Consider the following 25201-nt stretch of genomic DNA (forward strand, 5'->3'; position numbering starts at 1 on the left):
GCGAACAGCGGCGCGGGTTCAGCACCCCCGGCCCGGCCCCCGGGCCGGCGGGACAACCTAGGACCTGGGACATGCGCATGCGCAACAACATGTTCCGCCGGCTGCCGGTGGAACAGGCCACCGGCCGGCTCTACGGCGGGCGGCACCGGCTCCGCGTGGTCTACCGGACCCGCGACCTCGTCGTGCTCGGCCTCGGCGTGATGATCGGCTCCGGCATCTTCAAGATCGCCGGAGAGCAGGCCAGCTCGACCGCCGGCCCCGGCGTGCTCGTCTCCTTCCTCATCGCGGGCGGCGTCTGCGTGCTGGCCGCGCTGGCGTTCGCCGAGCTGTCCTCGATCATCCCGGTGGCGGGCAGCGCCTACTCCTTCAGCTACGTCGCGTTCGGCGAGGTCTGGGCGTGGGTCGTCGGCTGGGCGCTGGTCATGGAGCTGCTGCTGGCCGCGTCGGTGCTCGCGCGGGTGTGGTCGCTCTACGCCACGCAGGCGCTGCACGACTTCGGGGTGCCGATACCGGGCGCGCTCGGCGACCTGATCGGCCAGGTGAAGGGGCCGGACGTGCTGGCCCTCGGCATCCTGCTGCTGGTCGTGCTGATGCTCGCCACCGGCAGCCGGCTGAGCCTGAAGACGCTGTGGTACATGGTGATGGCCAAGGTCATCGTCATCGGCCTCGTCATCGCCACCTGCCTGAAGTTCTTCGACGCCGGCAACCTCACCCCGTTCGTCCCGCCCGCCAAGCCCGCGCCGGAGGGCGACCAGACGGTGCTGGACGCCGTGCTCGGCGCGTTCGGCGGCGGCACCCCGCACGTGTTCGGCGTGTGGGGCCTGTTCGCGGCGGCGCCCGCCATCGCGTTCGCCTACATCGGGTTCGACCTGATCGCGACCGCCTCGGAGGAGACCGACGACGCGCCCCGCAAGGTGCCGCGCGGCATCCTCACCGCCCTGCTCACCGCGATCGTGCTGTACGCGGCGGTGGCGATCGCCCTGGTCGGCATGGTCGGGATGGACGGCTTCGCCAAGCTCGACCCCGACAAGCTGCTGCTCGCCGCCGCGTTCGACGGGGCCGGCGCGGGCGCCATGGGCAAGATCGTCGATGTCGGCGCGGTGCTCGCGCTCACCACCGTCATCCTGGTGGTGATGATCAGCCTGACCCGGGTGGTGTTCTCGATGGCCCGGGACGGGCTGCTGCCGCGCCCGCTCGCCGCGATGAGCCGCTACAAGGTGCCCTCCCGCGCCACGCTGCTCGCCGGCGGCGCGGCGGTCGTCATGTCGCAGACCATCGACGTGCTGACGCTGGAGCAGCTCGTCGTGATCGGCACGCTGTTCGCGTTCCTGTTCGTCGCCGCCGCGGTCCTCGCGCTGCGCCACTCCCAGCCCGACCTGCACCGGCCGTTCCGGATGCCGGCGGCGCCGCTGGTGGTGATCGTGACGATCCTCGCGGTCGGCTGGCTGATGCTGAACCTCAAGGTCCAGACCTGGGCGTACTTCGCCGTCTGGATGGCGGTCGGCCTCGTGCTGTACCTGCTCTACGGGCGCCGCAAGAGCCAGATGAAGCTGCTGCTGGACGCGCCGCCGCCGGACCGCTCGGTCGCCGCCGCGCTGGGCGCCGCGCCGCCGCCCGGGGCGCTGCCGCCGGGCGTGGTCCCCGCCGGGCCGGCCGAGCACGCCCGGTACGAGAGCGGCCCGTACGAGAGCGGCCCGTTCGGGGCGCCCCCGTACGAGCCCGGCGCGCGGCGGCCCGGGGCGCCGGAGAGCCCCTACCCGACGGGCCGGTACTCGACCGCGCGGCAGCCGGGCGGCCAGTTCTCCCGGGACCCGCACCCGGCCGGGGGCCGCCCGCCCGAGCGCTACGACCGGGACGACCTCGCGCGGCCGTCCGGTCCACACCCCGCGGGGCCGTACGGTCCCGGGCAGCCTGGGGACCCGTTCGGGACCGAGCCGGACCCGTACGCGTCCGGCCCCTACGGGTCCGGGCCGTACGGCCCCGCCGAGTACGGGGAGCACGACGAGGAGCCGCCCGGCGGCCGGCACCGCCGCTGACTTCGTCTTTGTGAAGTTCCGCCGAACGCAGCGGGCACCGCCCCCCCACCCGGGGGACGGCGCCCGCTTCGCATCGCGGCACCCGCTCTGGACAACGGGACCCGTCCGGGTTATGTTCTTCTCAATACGAGATGAACTCACTCTGAGACTTACTCACTCGGAGACCGACGAGAGGCCCGCGGATGACCCCGGAACCGAGGCGCGGCGAGGAAGCGTTCCTCGCCGACTACGACCCGCGCGACTACGACCCGGTCGCCGTGACGGTGGACGTGGTGGCGCTGACCATCCGGGACGGCGCCCTGCACGTCCTGCTGGTCCGGCGCGGGCACCCCCCGTACGCGGGCATGTGGGCGCTGCCGGGCGGGTTCGTCCAGGCGGGCGGGCCGCTGCAGGGCGCCGACGCCGAGGACCTGTCCGACGCGGCCGTCCGCGAGCTGGCCGAGGAGACCGGGCTCAGCGCCAAGGGCGGCGTCCTCGGCCGGGTGCACCTGGAGCAGCTCGGCACCTACGGCTCGCCCGGCCGCGACCCGCGGATGCGCGTCATCTCCGTCGCCCACCTGGCGTTCGCGCCGGAGCTGCCCGACCCGGAGGCCGGCGGCGACGCGGCCGACGCGGCGTGGGTCCCGGTCGACGCGCTCGGCCTCACCGAGTCCGGCGACCAGCGCCCCGGCACCACCCGCAGGCTGGCGTTCGACCACGCGCGGATCCTCGCCGACGGCCTGGAGCGGGCGCGCGGGAAGCTGGAGTACACCCCGCTCGCGACGGCCTTCTGCGGCGGCGAGTTCACGATCCCGGAGCTGCGCTCGGTCTACGAGGCGGTGTGGGGCGAGGAGCTGCACGCCGGCAACTTCCACCGGAAGGTCCTGTCGGTGCCCGGCTTCGTGGAGGGCACCGGCGCCACCTCCGACCGCGGCGGCCGGCGCGGCGGGCCCCGCCCCCGGCTCTACCGGGCCGGCGACGCCCGCCTCCTGCACCCCGCCCTGCTGCGGCCCAGCCGGGAGGAGGAGATCAGATGACGCGGGCCCTGGACGACGCGCTGGCGCGGCTGGACCGGGCGCGCGTCCCGGCCGACCTGTTCGGCGCGGACGAGGCGGAGGCGGCGCGGCGCTACCGGGCGCTGGCGCGGCTCGTCCACCCGGACGCGACCGGCGGCCGCACCCGCGAGGCGTTCATCCGGCTGAACGACCTGTGGCGGGCCCGCCACAGCGGCGACGGGACCCTGATCAGCACCCGCCGCCACGCGTACCGGCTGCACGGCGACCCGATCGGGGGCGACCTCGCGGAGCTGTACCCGGCCCGCACCGGGACCGGCCGCGAGGTGCTGCTGAAGATGCCTCGCGACCCGCGCGACGGCGATCTGATCGAGCGCGAGGCGGTGGCGCTGCGCCAGCTCCCCAAGGACGGCGACGGCAAGTTCCTGCCCTACGTCCCGCGCCTGGTCGAGTCGTTCCGGCACCGGGACGCGGCCACCGGCGTCCAGCGGCAGGTCAACGTGATCGGCGCGCTGGACGGGTTCCGCAGCCTGGCCGAGGTCCGGGCGGCGTTCCCGGACGGCGTCGACCCGCGCGACGCCGCCTGGATGTGGCGGCGGCTGCTCGTCGGGCTCGGGTTCGCGCACCGCGCGGGCGTGCTGCACGGCGCGGTGCTCCCCGAGCACGTGCTGATCCACCCGGAGGAGCACGGCCTGGTCCTCGCCGGCTGGTGCCACTCGGTGCCCGGCTGCTACGCGCACGTCGACGGGTCGGGGCGCGTCCCCGCGATGGTCGGCCGGTACGCCGATTGGTACCCGCCCGAGGTGCCGGGGCGGCGCCCGGCGAGCCCGGCCACCGACATCTTCATGGCCACCCGGTGCATGACGCACCTGATGGGCGACAAGGCGCCCCCGGCGATGCGCTCGTTCGCGCGCGGCTGCACGCTGCCCGCGCAGAACCGGCGCCCGTCCGACGCCTGGCGGCTGCTGGCCGAACTGGACGAGCTGCTGGAGCGGCTCTACGGCCCGCGGCGCTTCCGCCCGTTCCACCTGCCCACCCCCCGCTGAAGGAGAAGACCGCCATGGGAAGCGGACACTGGTCCACCGACGTCTACGCCGCCCGAGCGAGCTACCGCGCGTCCACCGGCGCGAGCGCGTTCGCCTACTCCGACGGCGGCGCCACCGCCGTCCACCCCGACCTCGACCCGTCCGGCGTGACGGTCCGGGAGAGCCGGGACTCCGCCGACCACCCCGAGTCGCTCGCGATCGGCGTGCTGTTCGACGTGACCGGGTCGATGGGCACGGTCCCCCGGACGCTGCAGACCAAGCTCCCCGACCTGCTCGGGCTGCTGCTGCGCAAGGGCTACGTCGAGCACCCGCACATCCTGTTCGGCGCGGTCGGCGACGCCACCTGCGACCGGGCGCCGCTGCAGATCGGCCAGTTCGAGGCCGACAACCGGATGGACGACGACCTCGGCAAGATCCTGCTCGAAGGCGGGGGCGGCGGCCAGATGCGCGAGTCGTACGAGCTGGCGATGTACTTCATGGCCCGGCACACCGCGATCGACTGCTTCGACAAGCGCGGGAAGCGCGGCTACCTGTTCATGATCGGCGACGAGCTCGCCTACCCGAAGGCGAAGCGGCGCGAGATCGCCGAGGTCATCGGCGGGGAGCCGGACGAGGACGTCCCGGTCGCCGCGATCGTCCGGGAGCTGCAGCGCAGGTACGACGTGTACTTCATCATCCCCGAGGGGGCCTACCACTCCGGCAGCCGGGAGCTGACGGACTTCTGGCGGAAGCTCCTCGGCCAGAACGTCCTCTACCTGGACGACCTGGACGCGGTGTGCGAGACGATCGCGCTGACCGTCGGGCTCGCCGAGGACGCCATCGACCTCGGCGAGGGCCTGGAGCACCTCGCCGAGGCCGGGTCGGACGCCGGCGCGTCGGTGTCGCGGGCCCTCGCCCCGCTGGAGGCGTCCCGCGCGCCGGTCGCGGTGTCGGCCGCGCCGCCCGGACTGGACGCCTCGGGCCCGTCCGCGACGACCCGGCTCTGACCCGTGGACCATGTGATCGTCGTCGACCTCGGCTTCGGGGACGCGGGCAAGGGGACGGTCGTCGACCACCTCTGCGCGACCCGCCCCGTGGACGTGGTCGTCCGGTTCAACGGCGGCGCGCAGGCGGCGCACAACGTCGTCGCCGGCGACGGGCGGCACCACACGTTCGCCCAGTTCGGCTCCGGGACGTTCACGCCGGGCGTGCGCACGCACCTGTCGCGGTTCATGCTGGTCGACCCGCTCGCCCTCGCCGCCGAGGCCGACCACCTGCGGTCCCTCGGCGTCGGCGACGCGCTCGACCGGCTCACCGTCGACCGGGACGCGCCGCTGACGACGCCGTACCACCGGGCCGCCAACCGCGCGCGGGAGACCGTGCGCGGCGCGGCCCGGCACGGGTCGTGCGGCATGGGCATCGGCGAGACGGCGTCCTACGCGCTCGCGCACGCCGACGCCCCCCGCGCGGGCGACTGCCTGGAGCCCGCGCGGCTGCGGCGCCGGCTGGCCGCCGTCCGCGACTGGTACCGCGACGCGTTCCCCGGCGGCCCCGGCGTCCCGGACGTGGACGCCTGCGCCACCGCCTTCGCCGCGTTCGGGGAGCGGGTCGCGATCGTCGGCGGCGATCACCTGCACGGCCCGCTGCGCGGCGGCACGGCGGTGTTCGAGGGGGCGCAGGGCGTCCTGCTGGACGAGTGGCACGGCTTCCACCCGTACACGACCTGGTCGACGACGACCTTCGCCAACGCCGAGACGCTGCTGGCGGAGGCGGGCGCGTCCGCGGCGCGGCTCGGGGTGCTGCGCGCGTACGCGACCCGGCACGGGCCGGGTCCGTTCGTCACCGAGGACCCGGCGCTGACCGCCGGCCTCCCCGACCGGCACAACGGCACGGGCCCGTGGCAGGGCGCGTTCCGGGTCGGCCATCTCGACGCCGTCGCGCTCCGGTACGCGCTGGACGCGGCGGGCGGCGCGGACGGCCTGGCGGTCACGCATCTGGACGTCGCGGGGGCGCGTCCCGATCTGCGTGTCGCGCGCGCGTACGAGATCGACGGCGCGCGGGTCGAGCGGCTGGAGACCGGGCCGCCCGACCTGGACCGCCAGGCCGCCCTCACCCGCCGCCTCCTGCGGGCCCGCCCCGTCTACGCGCCGCTCGGCGACGCCGTCGCGACGGTAGAGGACGCGCTCGGGACGCCGGTCGTGCTGCGTTCCTACGGGCCCACCTCGGCCGCCAAACGGGCCGCGAAACGCGATGGCCACCTTCGGACGCCCCTTGACCTCGGCCTCCGGTGAGACCAAGATCCCGCTACACGCCGCGATCATCCGGAGGTGGACGTGCGTCTCCCCCAGCGCACCCTGGCGGCCCTCGCGGCGATCGCCGCGGCCCTCGCCCTGCTGACCGTCCCGCCGGCGCCGCCCGCCGCGGCCGGGACGGGCGACGGCTGCGACCCGATCGACCCCGCCGCCTGCCTGCTGCCGTTCCCGAGCGACTGGTACACGGTGCCGGACGGCGGCACCGCCACGGGCCGCCGCGTCCACCTGCAGACGACGATCAAGAACGCGCTGGGGCTGCCCGTGGCGCCCGCCGAGTGGAACCGCGCGGACGGCTTCTCCCCCGGCTCCCCGCTGCTCGCCCGGGTGCCCGGCGTCGACCTGGCCCGCACGGGGGCCGCGCCGATCACCGACATCGGCGCGTCGCTGCGCGCGGACGCGCCGATCGTCATCGTGGACACCGCGACCGGCGAGCGCTGGCCGTACTGGGCGGAACTGGACGCGAACGCGCCCGATGACCGGAAGGCGCTGATCGTCCGTCCGGCGAAGAACTTCCGTGAGGGCCACCACTACGCGGTCGCGCTGCGGAACCTGCGCGACGCGTCCGGGAACCCGATCGGGCCGAACGCGGCGTTCGCCAAGATCCTCGGGCCGGACCTGCCGTCCGGCGACCCGCTCGCGGCGCGGCAGCGGGCCGCGCGGAAGACCCTCGCCGCGCTCCAGGCGAGCGGCGTGGGACGCGACGGCCTCCACCTCGCCTGGGACTTCACCGTCGCGAGCCGGCAGAGCCTCGCCGGGCCCGTGCTGCACATGCGCGACGAGGCGCTCCGCAAGCTCGGCGACCGGTCCCCGTCGTTCCTCGTGACGCAGGTGACCGACGGCGTGGACGACAAGATCGCCCGCGAGGTGAAGGGGATCGTCTGGGCGCCGAGCTACCTCGACCAGTACGGCGGCCTGCCCGGCGCGTCCCTGCACCGGGGCCGGGACGGGCAGCCCTCGCAGCTGCCCGGCAACTCCCAGGGCGTCCCGTTCCAGTGCGAGATCCCGGCGTCGGCGCTCACCGCCCCGGCCCGGCCCGCCCTCTACGGGCACGGCCTCCTCGGCAGCGAGGGCGAGGTCGACGCGGGCAACGTCAAGGCGATGGCGGCCGAGCACGGGTTCGTGTTCTGCGCGACCAAGTGGATCGGCATGTCGGACGAGGACGTCCCCAACGTCGTCACCGCGCTCGCCGACCTCACCCGCTTCCGGACGGTCGCCGACCGCCTCCAGCAGAGCCTGCTGAACTTCACCTTCCTCGGCCGCGCCATGATCCGCGGGTTCGCCGGCCACAAGGCGTTCCAGAACGGCGCCGGGAAGCCGGTGATCGACACGGGGGCCGAGCTGACCTACGACGGCAACAGCCAGGGCGGGATCATGGGCGGCGCGCTCACCGCCGTGTCCCCCGACCTCCGCCGCGCCGTCCTCGGCGTCCCCGCGATGAACTACAGCACGCTGCTGAACCGCAGCGCCGACTTCCCGGAGTACGCGCAGGTCCTCGACCTGTTCTACCCGGACAGGCTCGACCAGCAGATCGGCCTCGCGCTGATCCAGATGCTGTGGGACCGCGGCGAGGCCAACGGCTACGCCCAGCACATGACCGACGACCCGCTGCCCGACACGCCGAAGCACCGGGTGCTGCTGCACGTGGCGTTCGGCGACCACCAGGTGGCGCCCGTGGCCGCCGAGGTCGAGGCCCGCACGATCGGCGCCCGCGTGCACGCGCCGACCGTCCGGCCGGGCCGCAGCCCCGACAAGGTGCCGTACTGGGGCATACCGACGTTCGGCGCGTCCCACGACGGCTCCGCCATGGTCGTCTGGGACAGCGGATCCCCCGTGCCGCCGCTGACCAACACCCCGCCCACCGAGGGCCGCGACCCGCACTCCGACCCGCGCAACAACGCCGACGCGCGGCGCCAGAAGGCGGAGTTCCTGAAGACCGGCACGGTCGTGGACGTGTGCGGAGGCGGACCCTGCGTCATCACCCCCTGACCCCCACCTGAGAAAATCGGAGCATGCTCCAGGTCTGCCCGAACGGACCCCGGACGGAGGGCGTTCCCGTCTCCGCGGCGGAGGTCGCCGCCGCGGTCCGCGCCGCCGTCGACGTGGGGGCCGACGACGCCCACGTGCACCCGAAGGACGACGCGGGAGCCGACACCCTGGACCCGTTCCACGTCGCCGAGACCGTCACCGCCGTCCGCGCGGCCACCCCGGCGGTGAAGGTCGGCGTCACCACCGGCGAGTGGACGGCCCCCGACCCGGCCGAGCGCGCCGCGCTGATCCGCGCGTGGACCGTCCTGCCCGACCACGCGTCGGTGAACTTCCACGAGGACGGGGCCGGCCTGGTCGCCGAGGCGCTGTTCGAGCGGGGCGTCGCCATCGAGGCGGGCGTGTTCTCCGGCACCGACGGCGCCGACCGGTTCCTGCGCTGGCCGCACGCCCACCACGTGCTGCGCGTCCTCGCCGAGGTCACCGACACCGACCCGGCGACCGCCCCCGACACGGCCAAGGCGCTCCTGCGCGCCCTCGGGACCCGGCACGCGCGGCCGATCCTGCTGCACGGCGAGGACGGCGGCGCCTGGCCGGTGCTGCGCCTCGCCGTCCGGCACAACCTCGACGTCCGGATCGGCCTGGAGGACACCCTCACCCTCCCGGACGGCTCCCCCGCCGGTGACAACGCGGTGCTCGTGCAGACGGCCCGCGCCCTCCTCGCGCCCTGACGATCAGGAGCAGGGACGGGTCACGATCGTGGGTTGTGGCCCGCGGAGTCGAGCCGGGCCCAGTCGGCCTCCCACATCGCGTCGCGGTGCCGGTCGCAGCGGCGCCGGACGAGGGCGTAGGCGCTCAGCACCGGGATCCCGCAGCCGAGGACGGCCGCGGCGCCCGCGTACACGGCGTCGGTCACCGTGCGGCTGTGCGGGCGCGGTCGCACCGTCGGCTCGGCGTTGCGGTCGACCCAGATCGTCCTCTGCGCGCCCACCTTGGCGTTCTTCCACGCCGGCAGCGTCCCGACATGGGGCTTGCCGTTCGCCCCCGGCCAGGTCGCCTGGACGGTCTCGTGGATGTAGCGGTCGCCGGACGAGCCGAGGCCGCCGGTCGAGGTGACGGTCGCGACCACCTGGTGCCGGTTCGCGCGCTCGGCGTGCTCGGCGTTCATGCCGGAACCGTAGGACCACGACGCGGCCAGCGCCGCCACCGGCGGCGCGGTCCCGAGCAGCAGCAGGAGCAGCCCCAGCGCGACCAGCCGCTGCACGCGGTCCACCCGGCGGCGCAGCGCGTTGCGCTCCAGACCGAGCCGGCGGCGCAGCCTGACCACCGGCGTGCTCGCGCGGCGGATGCCTGACCCGCGCATCTGCGTTCACCTCCCCGGGGATCGCCCTCCCGGCAAGAGGCCCTCAGCCTTTAGCCTTCTTTACCGAGGATATTCCCGAGTTCGTTGATCGGCACATCGCCGGTGGCCGAATCATTTCCCGTATCCCGCCCGATATGCCGCGTTGATGACCGATTTAGGCCACCATCCGGACCGGTCGCCTCACGCGGCGGCCCGCCGCGCCCCACCGACAGCGCCAGCAGCGCCCCGAGCACGCACATCCCGGCGGTGATCCAGAAGATCTCCTGGTACTCGGTGCGCAGCGCCTCCTGCAGCGCCGCGTTGTAGACCTCCATCTGCCGGGCGAACTCGTCCTTCGACATCAAGAACGGCAGCGGCGGCTTCAGATCGGCCGTCAGCGCGTGGAACCGGTAGAACCCCCAGCCCGACAGCGCCGAGACGCCGAGCAGCATCCCCATCATCCGCGCGACGACCACCGCCGCCGACGCGACACCGTGCTGCGCCGCCGGGACGAACGCCAGCACCGCCGACGACACCGGCGCGATCACCAGGCCGAGGCCGAGGCCCGTCACCACCAGATCGACGTCCATCCGCGGCAGCGGCCCGTACGACGCGCTCGCCAGGTCCGCCGGCCAGCCCGCGATCAGCAGGTAGCCCACCGCCGACACCGCCATGCCCGCCGCCATCGGCCAGCGCTCCCCCACCCGCCGCGCGAGCAGCCCCCCGGCCACCGCCGCGACCGGCAGCGCCACCAGGAACCGCGTCAGCAGCAGCGCGCCCTCGGTGGTGTCCTTGTGCAGGACGGTCTGCGCCACCAGCACCACGTCCACCAGCGTCACCATCAGCGCCGCGCCCGACAGCAGGCTCACGCCCAGCGTCGCCAGCAGCGGCCCACGCCGCACCCCCGACAGGTCCAGCAGCCGCGTCCGCGACCTGACCTCCCACAGGACGAACACCGCCAGCACCACCGCGCCCGCCGCCAGCGCCGCGAGCCCCCACGACGGCAGCGCCGACTCCTGCGGCTCCGGGTTGTAGACCGCCGCCACCAGCAGCCCCAGCCCCAGCGCCAGCAGCAGGCCGCCGACCACGTCCACCCGCGGCCGCGGCCCCTCCCCGCGCCCGCCCGGCACCGCGACCTGCACCGCCACCATCGCCACGACCACCAGCGGCACGTTGATCCAGAAGATCGCCCGCCAGTCCAGGACGGCCGCGACCCCCGCCCCGTACAGCGGGCCCAGCACACTCCCCAGCTCCTGCGCGGCCCCCACCGCGCCCAGCACCACCGGCCGCTGGCGCTCCTCCCACAGATCCCCGGCCAGCGCCATCGTCACCGGCAGCAGCGCACCCCCCGCGACGCCCTGCACCACCCGGCCCGCCGTCAGCACCGGCACATCCCCCGCCAGCGCCGTCACCACCGACCCCACCGCGAAGAACACCAGGCACGCCTGCAGCAGCGGCCGCCGCCCGAACCGGTCCGACAACTGCCCGAGCAGCGGCATCGCCGCCACATACCCCAGCAGGAACCCCGTCAGGACCGGCGTCACCCGCTCCAGCCGGTTGATCGGGACCCCGACGTCCTTGACCATCGGCACCAGGACCGTCGTCACCACATACGCGTCCAGCGCGGCCAGCAGCACCACCGCGCCGCCCGCCCCGATCGCGACCCGGCGCCGCACCCTCACCCCCGGCCGCCCTACTTCGGCGCGCTGATCTTGTACGGGGCGTCGAACTCGGTGAACGCGATCACCACCGCGCCGCCGTCCGGGAACGCCCCCCGCACCTTCACCAGCCGGTGATCGGCCTTACCCACCCACACCTGGCCGTCCATGTCCGCGCTGATCCCCGGGATCAGCCCCGCGATCTGCGCCTTCGGCAGCTTCGCGCCCACCCGGTACGCCTCCTCGCCGTCCACCTTCTCCACCGCCTGCGGCTCCGGCGACGCCGCCGACGACAACAACAGCATCGGAATCCCCCGCTGCGGATCCAGCACCGCCGACGGGTCGTACACGCTCGACGCCAGCGCCTTCGGCAGCTTCCGCCACCCGCCCGTCCCCGCGTCCAAGAAAATGCTGTCCCCCGCCGCGACGACCTTCATCTCCACGTTCTGGCCCGACTGCTCGATCGTCAGCGTGCCCTCCGCGTCCCCGCTCCGCAGCAGCTTCATATCGCCGCCCTTCACGATGACCGGCGTCTTCCCCTCCGACTCCAGCGTGAACCCGACGCTCTTCAACGCCCCCATCGCCCGCGCCGCCTCCCGCAGCGTCCCCGCCGCGTCGAACTGCGCCTTCTTCGCCGGCTCATCCGACCCGCCATCGCACGCGCCGGTGAACACCAGCGCCAGCAGAACCGGAACAAGAGCGACCATGCGTCTCGACATACGCGGGACCCTACCGACCGGTCACCACGGCCGTCACTCGCCTCCAGGTATGACATCCGCCCGCCAAAAGGAGGACATCACACCGCCCGCCCGCACCCTCCACCGCTAAGATTGCACGCGGCAAAACCCCCACCGCCACCGGGGGAACGGCCACGGGGCGGTAGCTCAGCTGGTCAGAGCAGGAGACTCATAATCTCCCGGTCGCGGGTTCGAGTCCCGCCCGCCCTACAGAGGTGGGGGAGGTGTGTCCGCGGAGAGCGCGGACCTTGCCTCTTTCGCAATGCCTTCCCGGGGGGCGACCCCCGGACCCCCGATGTGGGGGCTCCGCCCCCACGCCCCCTGGTGGCTTGGGCTCGCGCGTGGGTTTGGGGCTTCGCCCCTTGCCCCCCTGCGGCTTAGGTCAGTGCGGGCTGGCTTGGCTTTGGCCCTTGTCCCCTTGTGGCTGGGGATGGTGCGGGTCTTGTGGGTTAGGCGGGCCAGGTGGGGTGGCGTTTCTCCAGGAAGGCCGTCATGCCCTCTTGGGCCTCCGGGGTTTGGCTGGAGGCGGCCATTACCTCGATTGCGTAGGCGTAGGCGTCTTGTTCTGGGCGGTCCAGTTGGGCGTACATGGCCTGTTTGCCGAGGGCCTTGCTTCGGGGGCTGCCCTGGGTTGCTCGGGTGAGGAGCTCCCGGGTCTCCTTCTCCAGGCCCTCGTCGGGGACGGCGTAGTTGATCAGGCCCCAGTCGGCCGCTGTGGCGGCGTCGATGATCTCGCCGGTGAGAGCCATTTCGGCGGCCCTCTTGCGGCCTATGTTGTGGGAGATCGCCACCAGGGGCGTGTGGCAGAACCAGCCGCCCTTGCCGCCGGGGGCCGCGAAGCCGGCGCTCTCCGCGGCCACGGCCAGGTCGCAGCTCGCGACCAGCTGGCAGCCGGCGGCGGTCGCCAGGCCGTGCACGCGCGCCACGACCACCTGCGGGACGGACTGGATCGTCCGCATCAGGTCCGTGCAGACCTGGAGCAGGTCGCGGACGTCGGCGTGGGACGCGCCGGCCATGTCGGCGAAGTCGTGGCCCGCGGAGAAGACCGGGCCGTTCGCGGCCAGGATCACCCCGCGGGCGTCCGTAGCGCCGACGTGGTGGAACGCGTCGGTCAGGTCCTTGAGGAACGCCTTCGAGAGGGCGTTGCGGCGGCGGGGGCGGTTCATCGTGATCGTGGTGAACGGGCCTTCGCGCTGAACCAGGACGTCTTTGTCATCGCTCATGACATCGACGTTATGTCAGACCCGCGTCGTACGGTGGGTGGGTCCGAGGACCGAGGGGGTATGGCCTTGAAGCTGCTCACCGCCACCAACGCCGGCCAGGGATTGCGCGACAACGACTTCGACTGGTGCGTCGAAGGGGAACTGGTGCACATCGGGCTCGTGTGCGCCCGCGACCGGGGCGACCCCGACGGCGGCTGCGGCTGCGGCCGCTCGTTCGCCGGGCTCAACTCGCACCGGGCCACCACGACCGCGATGGTCCGGGACGTCCCCGGGTTCACCGAGGCCGACTACGTCATGGCCATCCGGTCCAGCCTTGAGCAGCAGGGCTGCGACCCCTCGTTCGCCGAGCACGAGGCCGCGCTGCTGCGGTGCCTCGTGCGCGACTGGCCGGTGGGGGTGATCGTCGAGCGGCGGCTGGATGAGATCGTGGTGAGGCAGGTCGTCCAGCCTTGATGGAGGTGCACGATGCTCGTCGCGTTCTCGGTGACGCCGCTCGGTGCGGGTGAGGAGGTCGGCGAACTCGTCGCCGAGGCGGTCCGGGTCGTGCGGGAGAGCGGCCTCCCGAACCGGACCGACGCCATGTTCACCACGATCGAAGGCGAATGGGACGAGGTCATGGACGTCGTGAAGCGCGCGACGGACGCCGTCGCGGCGCGTGCGCCGAGGGTCGGGCTCGTGGTCAAGGCCGACATCCGGCCCGGGGTCACGGGAGCCCTCGACGCCAAGGTCGCGTCGGTGGAGCGCCACCTCAGCCGCTGAGCCAGTCCTGGATGTCGTCGTCGGTCGGCGGCAGCAGGCACCACAGCGCCTCCTCCTCCGAGGCGCACAGCGGGACGCCCAGGCCGAAGAGGCGGAACAGCTTGGCCGTGAACGGGTTCGCGCCCACCAGGGCCAGGGCCGCCCCCTCCGCCTCGCAGACGCGGGCGCACTGGTGGACCATGCGCAACCCGTCCACGTCGATGAAGGTGAGCCCGGACAGGTCGAGGACGAGCGGGCGGTGGGCCAGTGCCCGCAGCCGCGGCCGGACGTCGGAGCACGATGCCCGATCCAGCTCTCCGGACAGGAGGGCCGTGGTGTGGCGGTCGCCCTCGATGACGACCAGATCGGCGACGCTCATGACGCCATGATGGTGCGCGCCGCGGTCCCCCGTCAGGTGAAGCAGGCGCTTACGCCGTTCTCGCCGCCGCGGGAGAAGCTGCGCAGCCGCTGCACGGCCGTGCCGTGGTCGCCCGGCTTCGTCCACGGGGCCCCGTCGCCGATGACCTGGAACGCGTCCACGAGCTCCTGCTCGTCGCCGTCCTCGAACCGCAGCGTCCCGTCGTCGGACGAGCCGTACAGGACCGCGCCGGCCAGGCAGTCGGCCTGGAGTTCGGCGGCGGGCGACACCAGGCCGCGGCGGAGCCGCGCCTGTATCGCGTGACCCCACTCGTGCGCGATCACCAGGTACACCCACGCGTCGCCGCGCGCGTAGCCCGAGCGCATGAGATGGGCGTCCCACGCCACGTAGTCGCCGTCCGGGCAGTAGGCGGCGTTGTCGCTCGTCAGGCGTTCGTCGCCGCAGAGCGGGGCGGAGCCCTGGTCGCGGCCGTCGTAGAGGCCGACCACGCGCGGTGAGCCGTACGAGCCGGTGAACAGCTCGTCCCAGTGGCGGCGCCAGTAGTCGTCGGTCGTCTGCTCGGCGGTCCGCAGGTCCTCCTGGAAACCCGCCTCGTCGAACGCGCTCGGCACGGGCCGCGATTGGGCGGGTGCCACGGCGGCCGGGCCGGGCGGGCGGACCTGGAACTGGCACGCCGCCGTCAGCGCGAGCACCGCCGCGGCCGCCGCTCCGGTGCGCCTCAACTCCCTCATACCGGGACATACGCATGGGCGGGCGCGGAGGGTCGAACTGTGCTCGCCGCACAACCCGAACGACCTTCGGTTGGACTCCCGCCACGTCTTGCCCCGGGCCCGTAGACGCAGGTCGGCGGCCCGTGCTGGGCTGCCCGCCACACGAACTTCGGGAGGGGCGAATGGCGAACGGGACCCTCGTGGTCCGCGATCTGTCGGTGAGCTACGGGCGGGCCGTCCGGGCCCTGCGCGGCGTGTCGCTGGACGTCCCGGCGGGCGCGGTCACGGCCGTGCTCGGCGCGAACGGGGCCGGCAAGACCACGCTGCTGCGGGCCATCTCCGGCACGCTCCCGTTCCACCGGGGGGCGGTGGACACCGGCACGGTCCGGCTCGGCGACCGGTCCCTCATCGGGCTGCACCCGGCCACCGTCGTGGCGGCCGGGGTGGTGCAGGTCCCGGAGGGGCGGCGGGTGTTCGGCCGGCTCAGCGTGGAGGACAACCTGCGGGCGGGCGCGCTCGGGGCGCCCGGCCGCGCCGCCGCGGCCAAGGCGCACGGGCGGGTGCTGGAGCTGTTCCCGGTGCTCGCCGAGCGGGCCCGGCAGCGGGCCGGGCTGCTGTCCGGCGGCGAGCAGCAGATGCTCGCGATCGGGCGGGCGCTGATGGCGTGCCCGTCGGTGCTGCTGCTGGACGAGCCCACGCTCGGCCTCGCGCCGCTGATGGCCGAGCGGATCGCCGAGACCGTCCGGGAGATCAACCTCCAGGGCACGGCGATCCTGCTGATCGAGCAGAACGCGGCGCTGGCGCTGGAGCTGTCGTCGTCCGCGCACGTGCTGGAGGTCGGCGCGGTCGCGCTGCACGGGCCGTCGGCGGAACTCGCCGCGAGCGACGAGGTCCGGCGGCGCTACCTCGGCGTCGGCGGCGAGGACGACGGCGACGAGGGCGGGGACGAGTCCGCGCCGCCGCCGTCGCTGGAGCGGTGGGTCGGATGAGCGACCTGGTGGTGGAGGGGCTCACCGTGCGGTTCGCCGGGCTGACCGCGCTGGACGGGGTCGGGTTCACCGTCGCGGCCGGGAGCGTGCACGCGGTCATCGGGCCGAACGGCGCGGGCAAGTCGACGTGCTTCAACGTGCTGTCCGGGGTGTACCGGGCGAGCGGGGGCAGCGTCCGGTTCGGCGGCGCGGAGCTGACCGCGCTGCCGCCGCACCGGATCGCGGCGCTCGGCGTGGCCCGGACGTTCCAGAACATCGCGCTGTCGCGGCACCTGACCGTCGAGGACAACCTGATGCTCGGGCGGCACCGGCTCACCCGGGCCGGGTTCGTGTCGGCGGGGCTGCGGCTGCCGCGGGCGCGCCGCGAGGACGCCCGGCACCGGGCGCGGGTCCGCGACATCGCCCGGTTCGTCGGGGTCGCCGAGCATCTGGCGGCGCCGGTGGGGCTGCTGTCCTACGGCGTCCAGAAGCGGGTCGAGCTGGCGCGCGCGCTGGCGATGGAGCCCCGGCTGCTGCTCCTGGACGAGCCCGTCGCCGGGATGAACGGCGCCGAGCGGCGGCGGATGGCCGGCGTCATCGCCCGGGTCCGCGCCGACCTCGGCGTCTCCGTCCTGCTGGTCGAGCACGACATGGGGATGGTCATGCGGCTGGCCGACGAGGTCACCGTCCTGGACTTCGGCAAGCGCATCGCGGGCGGCGCGCCCGAGGCGGTGCAGCGGGACCCGGCCGTGGTCCGCGCCTACCTCGGCGCTGCGCACGTCCCCGCGGATTCGGAGGGAAACCCTTGAGCACGTTCATCGAGCTGGTGGTCAACGGGGTCTCGGCGGGGTCGGTGTACGCGCTGATCGCCCTCGGCTTCGTGATCATCTTCAAGGCCACCGAGGTGGTCAACTTCGCGCACGCGTCGCTGCTGCTCGTGGGCGGCTATGTCACGGCGGTCCTGCACGACGACATCGGCTTCCTGCCGGCGCTCGGCGCGGGCGTCGCCGGGGCGGCGGTGGCGGGCGTGCTGGTGGAGCTGGTGGTGCTGCGCCGGGCCCGGGTGGAGGACCACGCGGTGCTCGCGATCGTCACGATCGGCGTCGACATCGTGCTGACGACGGCGCTGACGCGGGAGATCGGCACGCAGGTCCTGTCGATGGGCGACCCCTGGCAGAACAAGATCGTGGACGTGGCGGGCGTCGGCATCGCGCAGACCCGCATCGCCGCGTTCGCCGTCGCGTCCGTGCTGATCGCGGCGTTCCTGCTGGCGTTCCGCTACACCTCGTGGGGCGTGGCGATGCGGGCGGCGGCCGAGGACGGGGAGACGGCGGCGCTGATGGGCGTCCGGCTGTCGCGGGTCTCGCTGGCCGCGTGGGCGATCGCGGGCGCGCTCGCGGCGGTCGCGGCGCTGTTCCTCACCGTGTTCCCCACGCCGGGGCTGGACCGCAGCACCTCGTTCGCGGCGATGAAGGCGTTCCCGGCGGCGATCCTCGGCGGGCTCGACTCGACGACGGGCGCGCTCGCCGGCGGCCTCATCGTCGGGTTGACCGAGTCCCTGGCGACCGGCTACCAGGGCGACCTCGCGTTCATGGGGCGCGGCATCGGCGAGGTGGCGCCGTTCCTGGTGATGCTCGCCGTGCTGCTGATCCGGCCGGCGGGCCTGTTCGGGACGAGGGAGCTGTCGCGTGTCTGAGCGTCCGCTGCGCCTGGCGGCGGCGGCCGGGGGCCTCCTCGTGCTGCTCGCCCTGCCCTTCTACCTCGACGCGTTCTGGCTGCAGACGGGCCTGTTCGCGATGTCGGCGGCGATCGGCGCCATCGGCCTGAACCTGCTGACCGGCGCGACCGGGCAGCTGTCGATGGGGCACGCGTTCTTCCTCGCGGTCGGCGCCTACGGGTACGTGTACCTCGCGTCCGACTCGGGGCCGCACGGGGCGGGCCTCGGGCTGCCGACGCCGCTGGCGTTCGTCGGCGCGATCGTCCTCGCCGGGGTCGCGGGCGGGCTGTTCAGCCCGATCGCCGGCCGGCTGCGCGGCGTCTACCTCGGCATCGCGTCGCTGGCGCTGATCTTCATCGGGCAGCACGTGCTGTTCAACGCCGAGACCGTCACCGGCGGGTTCAACGGCCGGGACGTCCCGCCGCTGGAGATCGCCGGGTTCCGCTTCGACGACTCCCCGGAGCTGGTGCTGTTCAACGTGCCGCTGGGCGCGCTGGAGCGGCTGTGGTTCCTCGCCGTCCTGCTGCTGGTCCCGGCGGCGTGGATCGCGCGCGGCATCCTGCGCGGCCGGCCGGGGCGGGCGATGAACACCATCCGCGACCACGAGACGGCGGCGGCCGTGATGGGCGTGCCGGTGGCGCGCTACCGGGCCGGGGTGTTCGTGCTGTCGTCGATGTACGCGGGGGCGGCCGGGGCGCTGCTCGCGCTGGCGTTCCGGCGGACCGTCCCGGACTACTTCGGCATGTTCCTGTCGCTGGACTACCTCGCCATGATCGTCATCGGCGGGCTCGGCACCGCCGCCGGGGCCGTCGCCGGGGCGGTGTTCGTGTCCGTCCTGCCGCAGCTCCTCACCCGCTTCGGCGACGACCTGCCGCTCGTCGCCGCGCCGGGCTCCGCCGGGGTCTCCCCCGCCGAGGCCGCCCGGATCCTGTACGGCGCCGCCGTCGTCGCCGTCGTGCTGTTCCTGCCCGGCGGCCTGGCCGGGACGTGGTCGCGGCTGCGCACCGCCGCGTCCCGGCGCCGGGCCGCCCGTCCCCTCACCCGACTCGACCAAGAGGAGCAATTCACATGAACCGAACGGCACGTCTCACGGCGGTCGCCGCGCTGGCGGTCGCGCTGCCGCTGGGCCTGGCGTCCGGCTGCAGCGGCAAGGCCACCGGCGGCTCCGGCGGCACCGGCGCGGACGGCGTCAAGACCGGCCCCGGCGTCACCGACGACACGATCCGCGTCGGCGCGGCGACCGACCTGACCGGCGTGTACGCGCCGCTCGGCAAGAGCCTCACCCAGGCGCAGCAGCTGTACTTCGAGCAGGTCAACGCCCAGGGCGGGATCTGCGGCCGCAAGGTCGAGCTGGTCGTCCGCGACCACGGCTACGACGTGCAGAAGGCCGTCGCCGGGTACAGCGAGATGCAGTCGAGCGTCATCGGCCTCGCGCAGTTCGTCGGGTCGCCGATGGTGACGGCGCTGAACCAGCGGATCACCTCCGACAAGATGTTCGTGATCCCGAACGCGTGGTCGACGACGCTGCTCGGCAACAAGTACATCCAGGTCACCGGCACCACCTACGACGTCGACATGATCAACGCCCTGGACTTCCTCACCAAGGAGAAGGGGATCAAGAAGGGCGACAAGATCGGGCACGTGTACTTCGAGGGCGACTACGGCGAGAGCGCGCTCGCCGGGTCCAAGTACGCGGCGGGCAAGCTCGGCCTCACCATCGTCGAGCAGAAGATCAAGGCGACCGACAACGACATGACCGCGCAGGTCTCGGCGCTGAAGGAGGCCGGCGTCGCGGCGATCCTGATGAGCGCCGGGCCGAAGCAGTCCGCGTCGCTCGCGGGCGTCGCGCGGGCCAAGGGCATCATGGCGCCGATCGTGGCGAGCAACTCCGGGTTCTCCCCGCAGCTGCTCCAGACCCCGGCCGCGCCCGCCCTGCTGAAGGGCTTCTACCTCGCCAGCGCGGGCGCGCCGATCTCCTCCGACCTGCCCCTGATCAAGCAGCTGGCGGACGACTACGGCAAGAAGTACCCGGGGCAGCCGCGCGACAGCGCGGTGGTCAACGGCTACACCGGCGCCGTGATCTTCGCGGACGCGCTCAAGAAGGCGTGCCAGTCCAAGGACCTCACCCGGGAGGGCGTGATCGCGGCGCACCGGTCGACGACCGCGCACGACGGCGGCTACGGCACCCCGATGGACTTCTCGAAGGTGGACGAGCCCGGCACCCGCAAGACCTACATCCTGCGGACGGACGCCAAGGCGCTCGGCGGCATGGTCGTCGAGCGGGATGCGGCGGAGTCGGAGGCCGCCGAGACCTACAAGGTCCCGTCCGGCGCCTAGACCGCCGGCCGCCGGGGCTCAGTCCCCGGCGACCAGGCGGGCCGCGATCCGGTCGAGGGCGGCGAGGTCCTCGGCCGGGAGGGCGCGCAGCTCCGGCGGCGGGGTGCTGAGGATCCGCTCGGCCTCCGCCGCCGCGGCGCGCCCGGCCTCCGTCGCGGTGACGAGCTTGGAGCGGCGGTCGGCGGGGTTGGCGCTGCGCTCCACCAGGCCGCGGCCGACCAGGTCGTCCACCACGAGCGTGACGTAGGGGCGGTCGGTGAGCAGCAGCTCGGCGAGGTCGCGCAGCGGCAGCGGGGCGGGCGCGGCGGCGATGCGGCGCAGCGCCTTCACCCGGAAGAAGCTCATCCCGAGCGCCTCGGTGACCTCGCGGCGCCGGTCGCCCCGCTCGTGCAGCAGGACGCCGAGGTTGCGCCACGCCCGCGCGGCGGTCTCTGCGGTGCCGGAGGGCTGGTCGGTGCCGGAGGGCTGGTCGGTGCCGGGCGGCTCGGTGGGCGCGGCCGGCTCGGCGGCGGGCTGGGTGCTCATCGGGCGCTCGCTCCCGTCACAGGGGATCCGTCTGGGGCCGGGTCGCCGGCGTCGAACAGGCCGGCGACGCGCGCGACGCTGCGGGCGGCCCGCCGGCCGGTGGTGGCCGTGCCGAGCACGAGGACGGCGGCGGCGCATCCGGTCAGGATCCAGTATGCCGGGCGGGCCGCGGCGGTGAAGGCGGCCGCGCCGGGCGCGCCGGCCGTCCCGGCGGCGAGCACCGCGCCGATCACCGCGACGCCGAGGGCCTGCCCGATCTGCCGGCTGGTGGAGGCGACCGCGGCGGCGACGCCGGCCTGGGCGCGCGGCATCCCGGACACGGCCGTGTTGGTGATCGGCGAGTTCACCATCCCGAACCCGATCCCGAACAGGACGTAGGACGCGAACAGGGTGGCGTCATGGGTCTCGGCGTCGAACCCGGCGAACAGCAGCGCGCTGGCCAGCATCGCCGCCCCGGCGAGCTGCAGCGGCAGCCGCGGGCCGCGGCTCCCGACGAGCCGTCCCGACAGCGGGCCGCACACGGCGGTCATCGCGGCCATCGGCAGCAGGTACAGCCCGGCGTGCAGCGCCGACAGCCCCCGGATGTTCTGCAGGTACAGGGTGTTGAGGAACAGGAACCCGCCGAGCGCCGCGAACCCGCTGATGGCGATGAGCGTCGCGCCGGAGAACGGGACGCTGCGGAAGAAGCGCAGGTCGATCAGCGGTTCGGGGGCGCGCAGCGCGTGCACCGCGAACCCGGCGAGGGACGCGGCGGCCAGCAGCGCGGCGCCGAGGACGGCCGGGTCGGCCGGGCCGCGGCCCGGCGCCTCGATGATCGCGTAGGTGAGCGTCCCGAGCAGGACGATCAGGTAGCCCTGGCCGAGCGGGTCGGCGCGGCGCGGCCGCGGGGCGCGCGACTCGGGGACGAACAGCGCGGTGAGGGCGAGGGCGGCGAGCCCGATCGGCACGTTCAGCCAGAAGATCGACCGCCAGCCGACCGAGTCGACGAGCAGCCCGCCGACGAGCGGGCCCATCGCCATGCTGAGCCCGACGACGCCGCCCCAGACGCCGATGGCGCGGGCCCGCTCGCGCGGCCCGGTGAACACGTTCGTGATGATCGACATGGCGACCGGGTTGAGCATCGACCCGCCGACCGCCTGCACGACGCGGGCGCCGACGAGCCAGCCGAGGGACGGCGCGAGGCTGCACAGCACCGACCCGGCGACGAACAGCGCGAGCCCGGTCTGGAAGACGCGGCGCCGCCCGATCCGGTCGGCGGTCGAGCCGGCCAGGATCAGCAGCGAGGCGAGGACGATCAGGTACGCGTCGATCGTCCACTGCAGGCCGGACAGGGAGCTGCCGAAGTCGTGCTGGAGCGTGGGCAGCGCGACGTTGAGGATCGTGTTGTCGAGGCTGACGATGAGCAGGCTCATGCAGCAGATGGCCAGCACGAGGAGCCTGCGGCGGTGGCTCAGCTCGGGCACTGGCACTCCACTCGTTGTAGGCATATAACGGTTATAAGCCTACAACGATCCTCGGCGTGCCGGTCCCGCGCCGGTTCAGTGCCGGTTCAGTGCCGGTTCAGTGCCGGTTCAGTGCAGGGCGGGCACCCGGGTGCGCGCGGCCGGGACGACGAGCGGCGTCCCGGTCTCCGGGCAGTCGATCACCCGGCACGGCAGCCGGAACACCTCCTCGACCAGCTCGGACGTGACGACCGCGGCGGGGGCGCCCTCGGCGACGATCCGGCCCTCCCGCATGGCGATCATGTGGGTGGCGTAGCGGGCGGCGTGGTTCAGGTCGTGCAGCACCGCGACCACCGTGCGGCCCTCCTCGTGCAGCCGCGCGCACAGGTCGAGGACCTCGATCTGGTGCGCGATGTCGAGGTAGGTCGTCGGCTCGTCCAGCAGGAGCAGCGGGGTCTGCTGGGCGAGCGCCATCGCGATCCAGACGCGCTGCCGCTGCCCGCCCGACAGCTCGTCCACGGGCCGGGCCGCGAGGTCCTGGACGCCGGTCGCGGCCATCGACTCGGCGACGACCCGCTCGTCCTCCCGGGACCACTGGCGCAGCAGGCTCTGGTGCGGGTACCGGCCGCGCGACACCAGGTCGGCGACCGTGATGCCCTCCGGGGCGATGGACGACTGCGGCAGCAGCCCGAGCGTGCGGGCGAGCTTCTTGGCGGGCCAGCCGGAGATCGGCCGGCCGTCCAGCACGACCGTCCCGGCGGCCGGCTTCAGGATCCGGGCGAGCGCCCGCAGCAGCGTCGACTTGCCGCACGCGTTCGGGCCGACGATGACGGTGAACGACCCGTCCGGCACGGCCACGTCGAGGTTCTCGGTGATGGTGCGCTTGTCGTAGGCGAGGGTGAGTCCCGTGCCGGTGAGCCGCGCGTTCGCGTCCTTCATTCAGATCCGTCCCGTCTTGCGTTCGGTCACCAGGAGCCAGACCAGGTACCCGCCGCCGAGGAGCCCGGTCACCACGCCGACCGGGAGCTGGTGGCCCGGGAAGGCGCGCTGCGCGACCCAGTCGGCGGCGACCAGCAGCGCCGCCCCCATGCACGTCGCGGGCAGCAGGTTGGGGCCGGTCGTGCGGGTGAGGCGCCGGGCGAGCTGCGGCGCGGTCAGCGCGACGAACGCGACCGGCCCGGCCGCCGCCGCGGCGAGCGAGATGAGCAGCACGGCCGCCGCCAGCATGATCAGCCGGACCCGCTCGATGGGGACGCCGAGGCCGTGCGCGGCGTCGTCACCCATCTCCAGCATCCGCAGCGCCCGCCCGCAGCCGATGAGGACGAGCGGCCCGAGGACGGCGAGCCCGGCGATCGCCGGCGCCGCGTCCGCCCAGTCGCGGCCGTCCAGGCTGCCGGTCAGCCACAGCACGGCGCGCGCGGCCTCGGTGATGTCCGCCTCGGTGAGCAGGTAGCCGTTCACGCCGGTGAGGATCGCCGCGACGCCGATGCCGACGAGGATGAGCCGCTGGCCGTGCGCGCCGCGCCGGCCCGCCGCCGCCCACACGACCAGCCCGGTGAGCAGCCCGCCGCCGGCCGCGCCCGCCGCGACCGCGAGCGTGCCGCCGCCGGTCAGCACGATCACCGCGAGCACGCCGCTCGCCGCGCCCTGGGTGAAGCCGAGGATGTCGGGGCTGCCGAGCGGGTTGCGGGTCAGCGACTGGAAGATCGCGCCGCCCAGGCCGAGCGCGGCGCCGACGGCGAGCGCCGCCGCCACCCGCGGCAGCCGGATCTGGTTGACGATCAGCGAGTCGGCGGGGGTGCCCTGGCCGAACAGGGTCGCGACGACGTCGGCGGGGCTCATCGGGAAGTCGCCGCTGCCGATGAGCAGCACCCCGGCGCCGAGCGCCACGGCGAGGCAGAGCACCGCGACGGCGAACGCGCGCGGGTGGAACCGGAACGACACGCCGCCCGGCGTCCGGAGGACGGCTGCGCGGGGTGCGCGGCTCACGACGCCACCGCCTTCCCGAACGGCCGCCTCACGAAGTACAGGAAGACGGGCCCGCCCGCGACGACCATCACGATGCCGACCTGCAGCTCCGACGGCCGGACGACGACGCGCCCGAGGACGTCCGCCGCCAGCATCAGCGCGGGCGACAGGAGCGCGCAGAACGGCAGCAGCCGCCGCAGGTCCGGGCCGGTCAGCGAGCGGACGAGGTGCGGCACCATCAGCCCGACGAAGATGATCGGCCCGCAGGCGGCCGTCGCCGCGCCGCACAGCAGCGTGACGGCGACGATCGCGACGACGCGGGCGCGGCCGGGGTCGGCGCCGAGCGCGCGGGCCGCGTCCTCGCCCATCGCCATCGCGTTGAGCGGGCGGGCGAGCAGCAGCGCGAGCACCAGCCCGACGAGGACGAACGGGGCGACGCGGACGACCGTGTACTGCTGCGCGGCGGCGAGGGAGCCGACCGTCCAGAAGCGCATCCGGTCGAGGGACGCGGTGTCCAGCAGCTGCACGGCGTTGACGTAGGAGAACAGCGCGGCGTTCAGCGCGGACCCGGCGAGCGCGAGCCGGGCGGGCGTGGCGCCGCGCCCGCCGCCGACCGCGTAGAGCAGCACGGCGACCGCGCCGGCGCCCGCGAACGCGAACCACACGAAGCCGGTGAACGAGGTGATGCCGAGGAACGAGATGGCGGTGACGACGGCGGCGGACGCGCCCGCGTTGATGCCGAGGATGCCGGGGTCGGCGAGCGGGTTGCGGGTGAGCGCCTGCATCACCGCGCCGGCGAGCCCGAGCGCCGTCCCGGCGAGCAGGCCGAGCAGGGTGCGCGGGAGGCGCATGTCGTGGACGACCGTGTACGCGGCCGAGCCGGGGTCGAACAGCCCGTCCCACGCCTCCGCGAGCGACAGCGGCTTGGCGCCGACCGCGAGGCTCAGCACGGCGGTCGTGAGCAGGAGCAGCACCGCGGCGAGGAGCCCGGCGGCCAGCCGCGAGCGGTGCGGCGGATCGGCCGGCCGCTCGGTGAGCAGCGGCGGCGGCGTGGTCGACAGCACCTGCGGGCCCCCTCTGGACAAGATCTTAGGTTAGGTTAACCTAAG

Annotated in this window: 25 protein-coding genes and 1 tRNA gene; 15 read left to right on the top strand and 11 right to left on the bottom strand. The window is 74.2% G+C overall.

Features of this window, described 5'->3' with window-relative positions; all coding sequences use genetic code 11:
* The first annotated feature begins 71 nt into the window (after positions 1–71).
* The 7 genes from ACGFI1_RS02970 (at position 72) to ACGFI1_RS03000 (ending at position 9079) form a co-directional block, all read left to right on the top strand.
* Positions 72–2036: an amino acid permease gene (locus ACGFI1_RS02970; protein WP_392782322.1), complete on the top strand. Its 1965-nt coding sequence runs from the start codon at positions 72–74 to the stop codon at positions 2034–2036.
* Positions 2037–2218: 182 nt separating this feature from the next.
* A complete protein-coding gene (locus tag ACGFI1_RS02975; RefSeq protein WP_138636010.1) occupies positions 2219–3052 on the top strand; it encodes an NUDIX hydrolase in 834 nt (277 codons plus the stop codon).
* Positions 3049–4074, top strand: a complete 1026-nt coding sequence (locus ACGFI1_RS02980) for a molecular chaperone DnaJ (protein ID WP_386866830.1) — start codon at positions 3049–3051, stop codon at positions 4072–4074. Before ACGFI1_RS02975 ends, ACGFI1_RS02980 begins: the two co-directional genes overlap by 4 nt.
* Before the next feature lie 14 nt (positions 4075–4088).
* The gene (locus ACGFI1_RS02985; RefSeq protein ID WP_387070265.1) at positions 4089–5060 is read left to right on the top strand and encodes a hypothetical protein; all 972 of its coding nucleotides are present in this window, start codon (positions 4089–4091) and stop codon (positions 5058–5060) included.
* A gap of 3 nt (positions 5061–5063) precedes the next feature.
* Complete coding sequence (locus tag ACGFI1_RS02990; protein WP_392782327.1) at positions 5064–6344, top strand: adenylosuccinate synthetase; 1281 nt, start codon at positions 5064–5066, stop codon at positions 6342–6344.
* Between the two features lie 36 nt (positions 6345–6380).
* Positions 6381–8351 (top strand): hypothetical protein, encoded by a 1971-nt coding sequence (locus ACGFI1_RS02995; protein WP_392782330.1) that lies wholly within the window; start codon positions 6381–6383, stop codon positions 8349–8351.
* A gap of 23 nt (positions 8352–8374) precedes the next feature.
* On the top strand, positions 8375–9079 hold the full coding sequence (locus ACGFI1_RS03000; RefSeq protein WP_301173988.1) for a 3-keto-5-aminohexanoate cleavage protein: 705 nt from the start codon (positions 8375–8377) through the stop codon (positions 9077–9079).
* A 20-nt stretch (positions 9080–9099) separates the two neighbouring features.
* Here the strand turns inward: ACGFI1_RS03000 and ACGFI1_RS03005 are convergent, their stop codons facing one another.
* From ACGFI1_RS03005 to ACGFI1_RS03015, 3 genes are read right to left on the bottom strand one after another with little or no spacing between them, the layout of a single operon-like run.
* Positions 9100–9711: an Rv1733c family protein gene (locus ACGFI1_RS03005; RefSeq protein ID WP_392782335.1), complete on the bottom strand. Its 612-nt coding sequence runs from the start codon at positions 9709–9711 to the stop codon at positions 9100–9102.
* A gap of 50 nt (positions 9712–9761) precedes the next feature.
* A complete protein-coding gene (locus ACGFI1_RS03010; RefSeq protein ID WP_392782338.1) occupies positions 9762–11372 on the bottom strand; it encodes an MFS transporter in 1611 nt (536 codons plus the stop codon).
* Positions 11373–11383: 11 nt separating this feature from the next.
* Positions 11384–12067 carry an LppX_LprAFG lipoprotein gene (locus ACGFI1_RS03015; RefSeq protein WP_392782341.1) on the bottom strand — a complete coding sequence of 228 codons (684 nt, stop codon included), beginning with the start codon at positions 12065–12067 and terminating at the stop codon, positions 11384–11386.
* A 154-nt stretch (positions 12068–12221) separates the two neighbouring features.
* Here ACGFI1_RS03015 and ACGFI1_RS03020 point away from each other — a divergent pair.
* A tRNA-Ile gene (locus ACGFI1_RS03020) sits at positions 12222–12295 on the top strand.
* Positions 12296–12534: 239 nt separating this feature from the next.
* On the opposite strand, the gene ACGFI1_RS03025 is transcribed toward ACGFI1_RS03020, so the two are convergent.
* Positions 12535–13308, bottom strand: a complete 774-nt coding sequence (locus tag ACGFI1_RS03025) for an enoyl-CoA hydratase-related protein (protein ID WP_392782344.1) — start codon at positions 13306–13308, stop codon at positions 12535–12537.
* 60 nt (positions 13309–13368) lie between these two features.
* On the opposite strand from ACGFI1_RS03025, the gene ACGFI1_RS03030 reads away from it, so the two are divergent.
* Both ACGFI1_RS03030 and ACGFI1_RS03035 read left to right on the top strand, forming a co-directional pair.
* Entirely contained in the window at positions 13369–13761 is a 393-nt protein-coding gene (locus ACGFI1_RS03030; protein WP_364552052.1) for a DUF7715 family protein, read from the top strand.
* Between the two features lie 12 nt (positions 13762–13773).
* A complete protein-coding gene (locus ACGFI1_RS03035) occupies positions 13774–14067 on the top strand; it encodes an MTH1187 family thiamine-binding protein (RefSeq protein ID WP_138640961.1) in 294 nt (97 codons plus the stop codon).
* On the opposite strand, the gene ACGFI1_RS03040 is transcribed toward ACGFI1_RS03035, so the two are convergent.
* Both ACGFI1_RS03040 and ACGFI1_RS03045 read right to left on the bottom strand, forming a co-directional pair.
* Complete coding sequence (locus ACGFI1_RS03040) at positions 14057–14425, bottom strand: STAS domain-containing protein (protein WP_138640962.1); 369 nt, start codon at positions 14423–14425, stop codon at positions 14057–14059. The two genes, ACGFI1_RS03035 and ACGFI1_RS03040, sit on opposite strands and share 11 nt — an antisense overlap.
* A 32-nt stretch (positions 14426–14457) precedes the next feature.
* Positions 14458–15156, bottom strand: a complete 699-nt coding sequence (locus ACGFI1_RS03045; RefSeq protein ID WP_392782348.1) for a neutral zinc metallopeptidase — start codon at positions 15154–15156, stop codon at positions 14458–14460.
* Positions 15157–15317: 161 nt separating this feature from the next.
* Between ACGFI1_RS03045 and ACGFI1_RS03050 the strand changes: the two genes are divergently transcribed.
* Genes ACGFI1_RS03050 through ACGFI1_RS03070 form a run of 5 tightly spaced genes read left to right on the top strand, consistent with a single transcriptional unit; the run spans position 15318 to position 20157 of the window.
* Positions 15318–16124, top strand: coding sequence for an ABC transporter ATP-binding protein (locus tag ACGFI1_RS03050; RefSeq protein ID WP_392742243.1), 807 nt, complete (start codon positions 15318–15320; stop codon positions 16122–16124).
* Complete coding sequence (locus ACGFI1_RS03055; RefSeq protein ID WP_138640965.1) at positions 16121–16912, top strand: ABC transporter ATP-binding protein; 792 nt, start codon at positions 16121–16123, stop codon at positions 16910–16912. The genes ACGFI1_RS03050 and ACGFI1_RS03055 overlap by 4 nt, the downstream gene beginning before the upstream one ends.
* Positions 16909–17799, top strand: coding sequence for a branched-chain amino acid ABC transporter permease (locus ACGFI1_RS03060; protein WP_386866851.1), 891 nt, complete (start codon positions 16909–16911; stop codon positions 17797–17799). Before ACGFI1_RS03055 ends, ACGFI1_RS03060 begins: the two co-directional genes overlap by 4 nt.
* Positions 17792–18892 (top strand): branched-chain amino acid ABC transporter permease, encoded by a 1101-nt coding sequence (locus ACGFI1_RS03065; protein ID WP_301177432.1) that lies wholly within the window; start codon positions 17792–17794, stop codon positions 18890–18892. The genes ACGFI1_RS03060 and ACGFI1_RS03065 overlap by 8 nt, the downstream gene beginning before the upstream one ends.
* Complete coding sequence (locus ACGFI1_RS03070) at positions 18889–20157, top strand: ABC transporter substrate-binding protein (RefSeq protein WP_386866853.1); 1269 nt, start codon at positions 18889–18891, stop codon at positions 20155–20157. The genes ACGFI1_RS03065 and ACGFI1_RS03070 overlap by 4 nt, the downstream gene beginning before the upstream one ends.
* 18 nt (positions 20158–20175) lie before the next feature.
* On the opposite strand, the gene ACGFI1_RS03075 is transcribed toward ACGFI1_RS03070, so the two are convergent.
* The 5 genes from ACGFI1_RS03075 to ACGFI1_RS03095 all read right to left on the bottom strand — a co-directional run bounded on the left by ACGFI1_RS03075 (position 20176) and on the right by ACGFI1_RS03095 (position 25177).
* Positions 20176–20682: a MarR family winged helix-turn-helix transcriptional regulator gene (locus ACGFI1_RS03075; protein WP_392782369.1), complete on the bottom strand. Its 507-nt coding sequence runs from the start codon at positions 20680–20682 to the stop codon at positions 20176–20178.
* On the bottom strand, positions 20679–22145 hold the full coding sequence (locus ACGFI1_RS03080) for an MFS transporter (protein ID WP_392782371.1): 1467 nt from the start codon (positions 22143–22145) through the stop codon (positions 20679–20681). The genes ACGFI1_RS03075 and ACGFI1_RS03080 overlap by 4 nt, the downstream gene beginning before the upstream one ends.
* Positions 22146–22253: 108 nt before the next feature.
* A complete protein-coding gene (locus ACGFI1_RS03085) occupies positions 22254–23063 on the bottom strand; it encodes an ABC transporter ATP-binding protein (RefSeq protein WP_364552072.1) in 810 nt (269 codons plus the stop codon).
* On the bottom strand, positions 23064–24113 hold the full coding sequence (locus tag ACGFI1_RS03090) for a FecCD family ABC transporter permease (protein ID WP_392782374.1): 1050 nt from the start codon (positions 24111–24113) through the stop codon (positions 23064–23066).
* Positions 24110–25177, bottom strand: a complete 1068-nt coding sequence (locus ACGFI1_RS03095; RefSeq protein ID WP_240808277.1) for a FecCD family ABC transporter permease — start codon at positions 25175–25177, stop codon at positions 24110–24112. Before ACGFI1_RS03095 ends, ACGFI1_RS03090 begins: the two co-directional genes overlap by 4 nt.
* Positions 25178–25201 lie beyond the last annotated feature (24 nt).

Source organism: Actinomadura geliboluensis, assembly GCF_043197915.1.
In the GTDB taxonomy this organism is placed as follows: Bacteria; Actinomycetota; Actinomycetes; order Streptosporangiales; family Streptosporangiaceae; genus Spirillospora; species Spirillospora geliboluensis.

Coding starts and splice junctions, on each gene's coding strand:
- ACGFI1_RS03050 (WP_392742243.1), top strand. CDS start 15,318: ATGGCGAACGGGACCCTCGTGGTCCGCGATCTGTCGGTGAGCTACGGG.
- ACGFI1_RS02985 (WP_387070265.1), top strand. CDS start 4,089: ATGGGAAGCGGACACTGGTCCACCGACGTCTACGCCGCCCGAGCGAGC.
- ACGFI1_RS03005 (WP_392782335.1), bottom strand. CDS start 9,711: ATGCGCGGGTCAGGCATCCGCCGCGCGAGCACGCCGGTGGTCAGGCTG.
- ACGFI1_RS03000 (WP_301173988.1), top strand. CDS start 8,375: ATGCTCCAGGTCTGCCCGAACGGACCCCGGACGGAGGGCGTTCCCGTC.
- ACGFI1_RS03035 (WP_138640961.1), top strand. CDS start 13,774: ATGCTCGTCGCGTTCTCGGTGACGCCGCTCGGTGCGGGTGAGGAGGTC.
- ACGFI1_RS02975 (WP_138636010.1), top strand. CDS start 2,219: ATGACCCCGGAACCGAGGCGCGGCGAGGAAGCGTTCCTCGCCGACTAC.
- ACGFI1_RS03040 (WP_138640962.1), bottom strand. CDS start 14,425: ATGAGCGTCGCCGATCTGGTCGTCATCGAGGGCGACCGCCACACCACG.
- ACGFI1_RS03045 (WP_392782348.1), bottom strand. CDS start 15,156: ATGAGGGAGTTGAGGCGCACCGGAGCGGCGGCCGCGGCGGTGCTCGCG.
- ACGFI1_RS03075 (WP_392782369.1), bottom strand. CDS start 20,682: ATGAGCACCCAGCCCGCCGCCGAGCCGGCCGCGCCCACCGAGCCGCCC.
- ACGFI1_RS03055 (WP_138640965.1), top strand. CDS start 16,121: ATGAGCGACCTGGTGGTGGAGGGGCTCACCGTGCGGTTCGCCGGGCTG.
- ACGFI1_RS03030 (WP_364552052.1), top strand. CDS start 13,369: ATGGCCTTGAAGCTGCTCACCGCCACCAACGCCGGCCAGGGATTGCGC.
- ACGFI1_RS03025 (WP_392782344.1), bottom strand. CDS start 13,308: ATGAGCGATGACAAAGACGTCCTGGTTCAGCGCGAAGGCCCGTTCACC.
- ACGFI1_RS03015 (WP_392782341.1), bottom strand. CDS start 12,067: ATGTCGAGACGCATGGTCGCTCTTGTTCCGGTTCTGCTGGCGCTGGTG.
- ACGFI1_RS02980 (WP_386866830.1), top strand. CDS start 3,049: ATGACGCGGGCCCTGGACGACGCGCTGGCGCGGCTGGACCGGGCGCGC.
- ACGFI1_RS03085 (WP_364552072.1), bottom strand. CDS start 23,063: ATGAAGGACGCGAACGCGCGGCTCACCGGCACGGGACTCACCCTCGCC.
- ACGFI1_RS02970 (WP_392782322.1), top strand. CDS start 72: ATGCGCATGCGCAACAACATGTTCCGCCGGCTGCCGGTGGAACAGGCC.
- ACGFI1_RS03070 (WP_386866853.1), top strand. CDS start 18,889: ATGAACCGAACGGCACGTCTCACGGCGGTCGCCGCGCTGGCGGTCGCG.